This is a genomic window from Sphingomonas sp. OTU376, from assembly GCF_038440415.1.
Lineage (GTDB): Bacteria > Pseudomonadota > Alphaproteobacteria > Sphingomonadales > Sphingomonadaceae > Sphingomonas > Sphingomonas kyeonggiensis_A.
Genome location: NZ_JASATQ010000106.1, coordinates 1 through 10610, shown reverse-complemented (window position 1 = coordinate 10610; position 10610 = coordinate 1). Strand labels below are relative to the sequence as shown.

The 10610-nt window shown below is 66.7% G+C and carries 10 protein-coding genes; 7 read left to right on the top strand and 3 right to left on the bottom strand.

The window, feature by feature from the left end:
• Positions 1-238: 238 nt before the first annotated feature.
• The 3 genes from AAHM44_RS23910 to AAHM44_RS23900 are packed head-to-tail and all read left to right on the top strand — an operon-like array spanning position 239 to position 2567.
• Entirely contained in the window at positions 239-805 is a 567-nt protein-coding gene (locus AAHM44_RS23910; RefSeq protein WP_269575549.1) for a DUF1285 domain-containing protein, read from the top strand.
• On the top strand, positions 802-1392 hold the full coding sequence (locus tag AAHM44_RS23905; RefSeq protein WP_446746022.1) for a CoA pyrophosphatase: 591 nt from the start codon (positions 802-804) through the stop codon (positions 1390-1392). Before AAHM44_RS23910 ends, AAHM44_RS23905 begins: the two co-directional genes overlap by 4 nt.
• The gene (locus AAHM44_RS23900) at positions 1380-2567 is read left to right on the top strand and encodes a CCA tRNA nucleotidyltransferase (RefSeq protein ID WP_269575550.1); all 1188 of its coding nucleotides are present in this window, start codon (positions 1380-1382) and stop codon (positions 2565-2567) included. The genes AAHM44_RS23905 and AAHM44_RS23900 overlap by 13 nt, the downstream gene beginning before the upstream one ends.
• Here the strand turns inward: AAHM44_RS23900 and AAHM44_RS23895 are convergent.
• Positions 2540-4156 carry a putative bifunctional diguanylate cyclase/phosphodiesterase gene (locus AAHM44_RS23895; RefSeq protein ID WP_269576466.1) on the bottom strand — a complete coding sequence of 539 codons (1617 nt, stop codon included), beginning with the start codon at positions 4154-4156 and terminating at the stop codon, positions 2540-2542. The genes AAHM44_RS23900 and AAHM44_RS23895 overlap by 28 nt on opposite strands.
• A 160-nt stretch (positions 4157-4316) precedes the next feature.
• On the bottom strand, positions 4317-6557 hold the full coding sequence (parC, locus tag AAHM44_RS23890; RefSeq protein ID WP_342251557.1) for a DNA topoisomerase IV subunit A: 2241 nt from the start codon (positions 6555-6557) through the stop codon (positions 4317-4319).
• Positions 6558-6982: 425 nt separating this feature from the next.
• On the opposite strand from parC, the gene AAHM44_RS23885 reads away from it, so the two are divergent.
• Both AAHM44_RS23885 and AAHM44_RS23880 read left to right on the top strand, forming a co-directional pair.
• Positions 6983-7243, top strand: coding sequence for a hypothetical protein (locus tag AAHM44_RS23885; RefSeq protein WP_342251556.1), 261 nt, complete (start codon positions 6983-6985; stop codon positions 7241-7243).
• Positions 7244-7404: 161 nt separating this feature from the next.
• A complete protein-coding gene (locus tag AAHM44_RS23880; RefSeq protein WP_269576467.1) occupies positions 7405-8016 on the top strand; it encodes an outer membrane protein in 612 nt (203 codons plus the stop codon).
• 89 nt (positions 8017-8105) lie between these two features.
• On the opposite strand, the gene AAHM44_RS23875 is transcribed toward AAHM44_RS23880, so the two are convergent.
• Positions 8106-9041, bottom strand: a complete 936-nt coding sequence (locus AAHM44_RS23875) for a LysR substrate-binding domain-containing protein (protein WP_269575553.1) — start codon at positions 9039-9041, stop codon at positions 8106-8108.
• A 115-nt stretch (positions 9042-9156) separates the two neighbouring features.
• On the opposite strand from AAHM44_RS23875, the gene AAHM44_RS23870 reads away from it, so the two are divergent.
• Entirely contained in the window at positions 9157-9477 is a 321-nt protein-coding gene (locus AAHM44_RS23870) for a UrcA family protein (RefSeq protein WP_269575554.1), read from the top strand.
• 173 nt (positions 9478-9650) lie between these two features.
• Positions 9651-10568 (top strand): hypothetical protein, encoded by a 918-nt coding sequence (locus AAHM44_RS23865; RefSeq protein WP_269575555.1) that lies wholly within the window; start codon positions 9651-9653, stop codon positions 10566-10568.
• Positions 10569-10610: the final 42 nt, after the last annotated feature.

The window sequence follows — 10610 nt, the reverse complement described above, 5'->3', positions numbered from 1 at the left end:
GGCTTCTCGGCCATATCCCCCGCGACCCTGGGCCCCGGCTTTCGCGGGGGAAAAGCCATGTCGCCGCTTCCCATGTTGGATTTTGTCTGCTTGGGTCCCCGGCATGGCCGATCGCACGCAGCCTTTCCCTCGCCTCCTTCGTTCGCAGAGCCGTTCGGGGCCGGGAAGCCGGGCCACCTGTAGCGTATGTTTCGTAAACTTCCGCGGCCCCGGCCGCGCTGCCGATTGAGGCGAATCGATGCCCTCTCCGCCCCCGCCCGACTTCGCCAGCCTCTCGCTCGCCGAGATCGCACGCCTGGCCGAGGAGAATCGCCTGCCCCCGGTCGAGAGCTGGAACCCCAGCCATTGCGGGCACAGCGATATGCGGATCGCGCGCGACGGCACCTGGTTCCACCAGGGCTCGCCGATCGGCCGCCTGCCGATGGTCCGGCTGTTCTCGACGATCCTGCGGCATGAGCCCGACGGGCGGTTCGTGCTGGTCACCCCGGTCGAGAAGCTCGACATCGATGTCGAGGACGCGCCCTTTGTTGCCGTGGAGATGAAGCGCGAGGGCGAAGGCGAAGCGATGAAGCTCGCCTTCCGGCTCAACACCGGCGACCTGGTGACCGCCGGCCCCGAGCATGGCCTGCGCTTCGAGGAACGCGAGGACGGCCCCCGGCCCTATCTCCATGTCCGTCGCGGGCTGGAGGCGCTGGTCGCGCGCACCGTCTATTACGAGCTTGCCGAGATCGCGCTCGCCAATGGCAGCGCGCCGCCGGGCGTGTGGAGCAATGGCAGCTTCTTCCCGCTGGAGCCAGCTGCGTGAACCTGGCCGATCGTCTCCGGCTGGCGCTCGCGGCCGATCATTCGCCGCTGCTGCTGCCGGGCGACCATTATGATTTCGATCCCGAAGTGCGCGGCAATCCTGCAGCAGTGCTGATCGCGGTGACGGATCGCCCTTCGCCGGGCGTGATCCTCACCCAGCGCACCGAGACGCTGCGCCGCCATGCGGGCCAGGTCGCCTTTCCCGGCGGTCGCATCGACCCCGGCGATGACGGCCCGATCGGCGCGGCGCTGCGCGAGGCGCAGGAAGAGATCGCGCTGCCACCTGCCCTGGTCGAAGTGGTCGGCACTACCGACGACTATCGCACCGTCACCAACTATGTCGTCACCCCGGTGATCGGCGTCGTTCCGCCCGATCTCCTCCTGACCCCTTCCGAGGCCGAGGTCGCCAGCGTGTTCGAGGTGCCGTTCGATTTCTTGCTCGACAGCGCCAATCAACGCCAGCAGGTGACGCAATATCAGGGCCGGGATCGGCATTATTACGAGATACTCTGGCAGGATCGCCGGATCTGGGGAGCAACGGCGGCGATGCTGGTAAATTTGTCGAGGCGGCTGAAATGGGCGGCATGATCCTGCCCGATGCCGAATGGCGCCACCGCGAGGGGCTGGACCGGCTGATCGACGTGCTGGGCGACGCCCGTTTCGTCGGCGGCTCGGTACGCGATACCCTGCTTGGCCTGCCCGTCTCCGATCTCGACGTCGCGACCCCGTTGTCGCCCCAGCGCGTGATCGAGCTGCTGAAGGCCGCGGGCATTCGCGTCGTGCCTACCGGCATCGACCATGGCACCGTCACCGTGGTGCTGGAGAGCGGCCCGGTCGAAGTCACCACCCTGCGCCGGGACGTCTCCACCGATGGCCGCCGCGCCACGGTCGCCTTCACCGATGACTGGCGCGAGGACGCCGCCCGGCGCGATTTCACGATGAACGCGCTCTATGCCGATCCCGCTACCGGCGCGATCTTCGACTATTTCGGCGGGCTGGCGGACCTCGAGGCACGCCATGTCCGCTTCATCGGCGATCCGCTCCAGCGCATCGCCGAGGATCATCTGCGCATCCTGCGCTTCTTCCGCTTCCTCGCGCGCTTCGGCGACATCGCCGACCCGGCCGGGCTGGAGGCCTGCACCGATCGCGCCAACGACCTGATGGCGCTCAGCCGCGAACGCATCGCCGATGAGCTGCTCAAGCTGCTCGTCGCCAGGGACGCGGTCCGTGTCGTGGCGCTGATGATCGAGCGCGGCATCTTCCTGTCGGTGCTGCCGGAAATCACGTCCGCCAATCGTTTCGCCCACCTCGCCGCGCGCGAGACCGAAGCTGGAGTCGCACCAAGCGCGATCCGACGCCTGGCATCGCTGATCCCGGCCGACCCCATGCTTGCCGAACTGATCGCTGCCCGGCTCAAGCTGTCCAACGTCCAGCGCAAGCGCCTGGCCGCGGCAGTGATTGCGCCAGAAGACGAGCCCCGCCCCCTGGCCTATCGTACCGGCGTCGTGACGGCGCTCGACCAGTTGCTGCTGTCCGATCGTCCCCTCGCCGATGCGCTGGGAATCCGCGACTGGCAGCCGCCCCGTTTCCCGCTGGGCGGCGGTGCGATCGTCTCACGGGGGGTGAAGGCCGGGCCGGAAGTGGCGCGGCTGATGAAGGAAGTTGAGCGGCGCTGGATAGACGAGGGCTTTCCGGACGAGCAGCGCGTATCGGCGCTGGCCGATGAAGCCGTGGCTCAGGCGTTGCGTTCGGTCAGCAACTGATAGGCATCGTCGCGCTCGAGCGCGCGCGAATAGAGGAAGCCCTGGCCATAGGTGCAGCCCAGCGCCGCCAGCGTCTGGGCCAGTTCGTTGGTCTCGATGCCCTCGGCCGTGGTCTGCATGCCCAGGGCCTGGGCAAGGCTGAGGATCGCGCGGACGATGGCGACCTTGTCGCGATCGGCCAGCATCCCGGAGACGAAGCTGCGGTCGATCTTGAGCAGGTCGATCGGCAGCTTCTGGAGATAGGCGAGGTTCGAATAGCCGGTACCGAAATCGTCCATCGCCAGCGTGGCGCCGAGGTCCTTCAGCGCGTTCATCGTCTGGGCGATGCGGTCCGGATCGGTGACGATCGCGCTCTCGGTAAGCTCCAGCGTCAGGCGCCTGCCGTCGACGCCGTGCCGGTCGAGCGCGTTCTTGACCATTGCCGGGATGTGATCGCGCTGGAGCTGGATCGCCGAGAGGTTGACCGCGACCTTGACGCCGCAATCGCCGCCCGCGGTACGGTCCCAGGCCGCGATGGTCTGCGCCGCCTCTTCCATCGCCCAGCGGCCGAGCGGGATGATCAGGCCCGATTCCTCGGCGACGGGGATGAAATCATTGGGCGACAGGCGGACGCCGTCCTCGGTCGTCCAGCGGGCCAGCGCCTCGAACGACGTGATCCGGCCGCTCGCGAGGTCGCAGATCGGCTGGTAGCACAGTGTCATCTGCCCGTTCTCGATCGCCCGGCGCAGCTCGGTCTCGATGCCGAACTGCTCGCGGGCGATGTCGAAGGTGTGGGTCTGGTAGATCTCGGTGCGGCCGCTCTTCTTGGCGCGCTTCACCGCGAACTGGGCGTTGCGCACCAGATCCTCGGGATCGCCGTCATTGTCGGCGCCGAGCGCGATGCCGATCGAGCAATCGACCCGGATCTCGAAGTCGGAGAGGCGGAACGGGTTGGCCAGCGCCGCCTGGATGCGCTTGGCGACATGGAGCGCGTCGCCCGGCCCCTCGTCGAGGGTCAGCAGCACGCCGAACTCGTCGCCGCCCATCCGGGCCAGCGTGTCGCGGCTGCGCAGCGCGCCCTTGACCCGGCGTGCCACGGTGATGAGCAGCTCGTCGCCGGCCAGGCCGCCCATGCAGGCGTTGACGCGGCTGAACCGGTCGAGATTGACCACCAGCACCGCGAAATCCCGGGCATTTTCCGGCGTGATCGCATGCTCGAGCGCATCTGAGAAACCAGCGCGGTTGGGCAGGCCGGTCAGGCTGTCCGTCGCCATCTCGCGGCGCAGGCTGTATTCGGTGCGCAGTTCCGAAGTGTGGTCGATCAGCGTGACCATGCAGCGCGGCGCGGAGCGACGGTCGGCACGCTTGGCCATGATGACCCGGAAGTGGCGGGCATCGACTTCGTCGCCGAACTGCCAGCCGATCTCGCACTGCATCTCGTTCGATTCGACGAACTTCTTGAGCCGCGGACCGAGCAGCCGAATCAGCGGCGACTCGCTGGCGATGGTGCCGAGCCCGGCGAGGCGGAACGGGCGGTTGACCGCGTCGAAGACGAAGCCGTCTTCCTGCAATTCGATGATCGCCGCGGGCACGGGCAGCATGTCCAGCATCATCGCGGAGACGCCCGGGCCGAAGACAAGCGGGTCCGCCGGCTGCGGCGGGGGCAGCGGTGCCTCGACTCGTTTCTTCTTTGCTCTGGCGAACACCATCGTGACCGGCCTAGCCCCGATTGGTTAAAACCACCTGAAACAACAGACTTTTATCCGCGGGTCAGAAACGATTGTCCCGCGGGAAGCCATTGGGCGCCATCCGCCCCGCCGCGCCGCGTGTAGCGCGCCAGGGCGAGAGGTCGCTTTCCGTCCGCGTCCGGCCGCTCTCGCCGCCCATCGCCCAGCTCAGGCCATCGACCATCCTGAACGTCCGCACGTCGCTCAGGCCACCGTCGCGGTAGCGCTGCAACTGAACGCCCTGGCCGCGCCCAAGCTCCGCCACTTCGGAGAGCGGGAAGACCAGCAGCTTGCGATTGTCGCCAACCGCCGCCACCGCATCGTCCTCGGCCCCGATCGGCCGGACCAGCTTGAGATGCGCGCCCGCACGCGGCGTCACGACCTGCTTGCCCTTGCGGGTCTCGGCGATCACATCCTCGACCTTCACGACGAAGCCGCGCCCGTCATCGGCGGCGACCAGCAGCTTCGGTGCGAGGCTGGACGGCAGCAGCGCAACGATGTTCCGCTCGCCTTCCAGGTCGATCATCAGGCGCACCGGTTCGCCGAATCCGCGCCCGCCGGGCAGCTTGTCCGCGCCCAGCGTGTAGAAACGGCCATTATCGGCGGCGAGGAGCAGCTTGTCGGTGGTCTGGGCGTGGAAGGCGAGATAGGCAGCATCGCCTTCCTTGAACTTCAGCGCGTCGCCCGACAGATCCTCGACATGCCCCTTCATCGCGCGGATCCAGCCGCGCGCCGACAGGATCACCGTGATCGGCTCGCGCTCGATCATTGCTTCCAGCGGGATCTCGCGCGCCGGCGCCGCTTCCTCGACCACGGTGCGGCGCTTGCCGAGCACCGTCTCCGGCCCGTAGCGCTCGATCATCTTGGCAAGGTCGCGCTTCATCCGGGTGCGCTGGCGCGCATCGGAGGAGAGCAGCGTCTCCAGATCGGCCTTTTCCTTCTCCAGCGCGTCACGCTCGCGCTTGAGCTCCATCTCCTCGAGCTTGCGCAAGGAGCGCAGACGCATGTTGAGGATCGCTTCGGCCTGGCGGTCGGTCAGCTCGAACTCGGCCATCATCACCGGCTTGGGCTCATCCTCGGTGCGGATGATCTCGATCACCCGGTCGAGGTTGAGGAAGGCGATGATATAGCCGCCGACCAGCTCCAGCCGGTCGGTGATCTTCGCCACGCGGTGCTCGGACTTGCGGCGCAGCACCACGAACTGGTGCTCGATCCAGCCGAGCAACGCTTCCTGCAGGCTCATAACCCGCGGCGTGCGGTGCTTGTCGAGCACGTTGAGGTTGAGCGGCACGCGCGTCTCGAGGTCCGAGAGGCGGTAGAGGCTGTTGATCAGGTCCTCGGCCACCACCGTGCGGCTGCGCGGCTCGAGCACGATGCGGATATTCTCGGCACTCTCGTCGCGGACATCGCCAAGGATCGGCAGCTTCTTCTCGTTGATGAGATCGGCGATCCCCTCGATCAGCTTGCCCTTCTGGACGCCGTAGGGGATCTCCGAGACGACAAGGTGCCAGCCCCCGCCCTTCTCGGTGACCTTCTCGATCTTCGCCCGCACCCGGAAGCCGCCACGGCCGGTACTATAGGCCTCGGCGATCGCCGCCGGGCTGTCGACGATGATGCCGCCGGTCGGGAAATCCGGACCCTGGACATAGTCGAGGACATTGGCCTGGGGATTGTCGATCAGCGCCACCGCGGCGTTCATCAGCTCGGCGGCGTTGTGCGGCGGGATGCTCGTCGCCATGCCCACCGCGATACCGGCCGCGCCATTGGCGAGCAGGTTCGGGAACAGGCCCGGGAAAAGCTCCGGCTCCTCGTCTTCCCCGTTGTACGTGGGGCGGAAATCGACGGCATTCTCGTCGAGCCCGTCCATCAGGTCGATGGCGACCTGGGTGAGCCGTGCCTCGGTGTAGCGATAGGCCGCAGCGTTATCGCCGTCGATATTGCCGAAATTGCCCTGGCCGTCGACCAGCGGGTATCTGAGAGCAAAGGTCTGGGCGAGGCGGACCATCGCGTCATAGACCGACTGATCGCCGTGCGGATGGTATTTACCGATCACGTCGCCGACGACGCGGGCGCACTTCTTGTAGCCGCTCGCGGGATCGAGCCGCAGCAGCCGCATCGCCCAGAGCAGGCGGCGGTGGACCGGCTTCAGCCCGTCGCGGACATCGGGCAGCGAGCGCGCGGTGATCGTAGAGAGCGCATAGACCAGGTAGCGCTCGGAAAGCGCGCTGTCGAAGGGGACATCGGAAGGCGCGCCGGGGTCTTGGAGATCGGTGTCTAGGCTCATTTCCCACCCCGGATAGCAGCAGCAAAGCCAAAGCGCCAAGCCGGGTGGCGGCGACATTCAACCATGTCGTCGGGCATTTCGATGCTCAACCGATTGGTTGAATCCCTAAACCACGAATTTTCCACGCTTTTGCCGAATCCCTCGCCAAAAAATGTTGAATCCCTTGAATCCCCACGCACACGCGGGAGCGGCAACGAAGCCGATGATCGAAGCCAGGGTTCGGAGCAGACAGGCATTCCGGAACCAAAGCAGAACATTTCCAACTTTTCCAGCCCGCGGCACAATCTATTTCGCTCCGCATGCACCAGGCGCGGGCGGCCCCGGTCGCATGCCGGTCGACCCTGGTCGCAGGTTTCTGCGGGCGACCGGAAGCACCTCCGTGTTCGGGCCAGACGCGAGACGTCGTTCCAGAACAAGGATACTCCATGCGCAAGCCCCTCCTGCTCACTGCCCTCGCCCTCACTGCCTTCGGCGCCTCCACCGCCGCCGCCCAGGACAGCGCCGAACCCCGGGACACCGGCCGGAATCCCTTCACCGGCCCCCGCATCGAAGCCACGATCGGCTATGACCAGACCAACGAGGAAGAGCTCGGGATGGATATCCGGGGCGCGCGCGGCGGAGGGCGGCTGCATAAATCGCCCTCCGCCGCAGCAATAAAAAAAGGCAAATCCGCCATAAAATCCTGAAATCGCCACAATAGAGTCAGTATTAAAACACGAACCCTGCCGCATTTCGCATTTTCTCGCAAAATCTCACCGCAGCATTACAAATTCTCACGGATCATTGCGGGATCATCATCGTCGTTCCGTCCCCGAAACACAGGGGAATTTGAACGAAAGTGAGCAACATGCGTAACTCGATCCTGATACTCGCCGCCGCGACTTGCCTCGCCGGCGCGAACACTGCCTTTGCTCAGGAAACCGAACAGGCGCCGGCCAAGGCTTTTGCCGGCCCGCGCGTCGAAGCAACGATCGGCCTCGACCAGAGCGGCGATGACGCTATTGCCGGCCAGGAACTGACCGGCATGCGTGCCGGCGGCGCCGCGGGATTCGACGTAGCGGTCGGCAAGCGTGTCACGCTCGGCGTGGAAGCCGGTATCGGCTGGATGGTCGCCGGCAACACCAAGGTCGGCCCCTTCCCGCCCGGCGACCCCAACAGCTACAAGGTCAGCGCCGGCCGCGACATCGATGTCTCCGGCCGCCTTGGTTATGCGCTGAGCCCGAAGACGCTGATCTACGGCAAGGTCGGCTGGGCCAGCCAGAGCTACAATATCGCGAGCAGCGCCGGCCCGTCCTTCGACAGGAAGTCCGACGGACTGCGGCTCGGCGCAGGCCTTGAGCAGAAGCTCACCTCGAACGTCTATGCCAAGGCCGAATATCGCTACACCAGCTACAGCGATGTCGGGAACCTCAAGAACGATCGCCACCAGCTGCTCACCGGCATCGGCGTGCGCTTCTAAGGCATGACGCCGGCAGGGGGACGGCTTGTCCCCGTCCCCCTGTTCCGTCAGCAAGCGGTTCCCCGGCCTTCGCCCGGGAACTGAAAGCGTCAGGCCTGCACCCCCTCGGGCGGCACCCCCGCCCCCCAGCGATCGTCGCGCAGCGAGAGCTTCACTTCGGCCAGCAGCCAGTCGCGAAAGGCGCGGATCTTGGGCTGGTTGCGCTTGCTCTCGGCATACATCAGCCAGAAGGCATTGCGGTAATGCGCCACCTGCGGCAGCGGCTGGACGAGCTGGCCGGCATCGATCGCCGGCTGCCATAAAGGCGGGCTGAGGATCGCGAAGCCGTGCCCCGCGATCGCGGCATTGCCGTCGAGGATCTGCGAATCGAAGCGCAGCCCGGGCATCTGGCTGGTATCGGGCGCCTCGCCCAGCGCGGCCGCGAACCACAAGTCCCACCAATCGTCGCGATAGGTAAGCCGCGGCAGCTCGAGCAGGTCCTGCGGCGTGCGCACCGGCGGATGCTTGGCCAGGAAAGCCGGGCTGGCCATCGGCGTGACCGGCATCCGCATCAGGAAGTGGCAGCAATGGCCCGGCATCGGCCCGGGCGCGCCGCGCAGCGCGATATCCGCCTCGCCGGCGAGCAGGTCGATCATCTCGTCGCCGACATGGAGGCGCACCGCCAGGTCGGGCCGGGCGAGCTGGAACGAGCCCAGGCGGCTCGCCAGCCAGTTGGTGGCGAGCGTGCGCGGCGCGGTGATGCTGATCACGCTCTCGGTCTCGGCATGGATCGATGCGAAGGCCTTGCCCATCGCATCGAACGCGCCGGTGAGCTGGGGCGCGATCCGCTGTCCGACCTCGGTGAGCGCGATGCCGCGGCCGCTGCGTGCGAACAGCGCCACGCCCAGCCGCTCCTCGAGCAGCTTCATCTGATAGCTCACTGCAGCCTGGGTCATGCCCAGTTCCTCGGCGGCACGCGTGTAATTGCCGTGGCGCGCGGCGGCTTCGAAGACGCGAACGGCGGCGAGAGGCGGAAGGCGGCGCATTTCCATATACAAGCACAGCTTATGCCTGTTAGCCAAGGATTAGTTGGTCCCGGCGCGGCTTCGGGCGCAGATGGAGGGGGTGCCGAACATGGCGCGCATCCAAAGGAACCAAGCCATGCTGAAGATGCTCATCCCCCTCGCCCTGATCCTTTCCCCGGCGCTGATCCCGCTGGCCGCGAAGGCGCAGGACCGCACCAATATCGCGCGTGTCAGCTACGCCGATCTCGACCTTTCCCGTGCCGCCGATCGCAAGGCGCTCGACCGCCGGATTGCCCGCGCGCTCGACGAAGTCTGCGGCAAGGTGCGCCCCGGCTTCATCAATCCCGCGCCGGAATCGCTGCGCTGCCAGGCCGAGGCCAGGCGCGCGATCGCCACGGCGCGCGAGCAGGCGGTGGCGCGCAGCGCGGCGCCGGTCCGGATCTCCGCTGTTCCCTGATTGATCCCTCGGAACACGAAGAGGCGGGCGGCAGTGCAACGCCTCCCGCCACCCATAAGCATTGCTGATATCGATCGGCGCGATCCCGAAAAGGGATGACCGGCGCGATCCAGGCGGGTTGGGCCTGTCACGAAATTATGGTTACTCCTTCGTGAAGGAACAGGGAGGAACCCATGCGATTCGTTTGGGCACTGGCGGCGTTCGCGCTGCTCGCGGGCTGCGATGACATCAATCGCTCCGCGGACGGCAAGGACAAGTCGGACTTCGCATCGTCCGCCAATGCCGAGGCATTCGCCTCCACCGGCACCGGCTTCGACTATCGCTATGCCTATCGCCTGCCCGGCGCCAAGGTGAAGGGCGTCCTCCAGTCCAATGCCGATGCCTGCGACCGGATCGGCCCGGCGCGCTGCCGCATCCTGGCGATGCGCTACCGGGTGGACGACGGGAACAAGACCCGCGCGGTGCTCACCGTACGCATCGATCCCTCGATCGCGCGCCAGTTCGGCGATGCGGTCACCAAGAATGTCGCCGCTTCCTATGGCGTGCTGACCGATACCGAGATCACCGGCGCCGACTCCACCGCGACCGCGCGCAGCGTGGCGGTGGTCAAGCGGCTGCAGGACCAGCTCCAGAATGCCAGGTCGAGCACCACGCCCGACGCCCAGGCGCGCGCGGCCCGGCTGCAGAACGCGCTGGCGGTGATCGCCGAGGTCGAGGCCAGCCAGGGCCAGACCCTCGCCAATGTGCCGATGCTGTTCACCTATGAATCGAGCGGCGCGCTGAGCGGGCTCGGCTCGTCCGAGGCGAATTTCCAGACCGCGGGGCAGACGCTCGAGAATTCGGTCGCCCAGCTCGTCCAGCTGCTCGCCAGCATCGGGCCGTGGTGCCTGCTGATGCTCGCGGTGGTGCTGGTGCTGCGCTGGATCATCCATGGCCGCGCGATCGGCTCCGATCCCGAACCGCGCCGCGCGGAAGGCTATGACGACGGCTATCATGACGGCCATGACGGGCACGACACCCGCCCCCGTGCCGACAATCGCAACCTGATCCAGCGCTGGTTCTCCCGCGACGAAGAGGATCATCACGCCTAGGGGGTAGCGCCCCTCCTGCTCCCAGACCTCTACGCTCCCCGG

What these genes read in the sequence shown, in the direction of transcription:
- AAHM44_RS23910 (WP_269575549.1), top strand. Translation starts at nt 239, where the DNA reads ATGCCCTCTCCGCCCCCGCCCGACTTCGCCAGCCTCTCGCTCGCCGAG.
- parC (WP_342251557.1), bottom strand. Translation starts at nt 6,557, where the DNA reads ATGAGCCTAGACACCGATCTCCAAGACCCCGGCGCGCCTTCCGATGTC.
- AAHM44_RS23885 (WP_342251556.1), top strand. Translation starts at nt 6,983, where the DNA reads ATGCGCAAGCCCCTCCTGCTCACTGCCCTCGCCCTCACTGCCTTCGGC.
- AAHM44_RS23895 (WP_269576466.1), bottom strand. Translation starts at nt 4,156, where the DNA reads ATGCTGGACATGCTGCCCGTGCCCGCGGCGATCATCGAATTGCAGGAA.
- AAHM44_RS23865 (WP_269575555.1), top strand. Translation starts at nt 9,651, where the DNA reads ATGCGATTCGTTTGGGCACTGGCGGCGTTCGCGCTGCTCGCGGGCTGC.
- AAHM44_RS23870 (WP_269575554.1), top strand. Translation starts at nt 9,157, where the DNA reads ATGCTGAAGATGCTCATCCCCCTCGCCCTGATCCTTTCCCCGGCGCTG.
- AAHM44_RS23900 (WP_269575550.1), top strand. Translation starts at nt 1,380, where the DNA reads ATGGGCGGCATGATCCTGCCCGATGCCGAATGGCGCCACCGCGAGGGG.
- AAHM44_RS23880 (WP_269576467.1), top strand. Translation starts at nt 7,405, where the DNA reads ATGCGTAACTCGATCCTGATACTCGCCGCCGCGACTTGCCTCGCCGGC.
- AAHM44_RS23875 (WP_269575553.1), bottom strand. Translation starts at nt 9,041, where the DNA reads ATGCGCCGCCTTCCGCCTCTCGCCGCCGTTCGCGTCTTCGAAGCCGCC.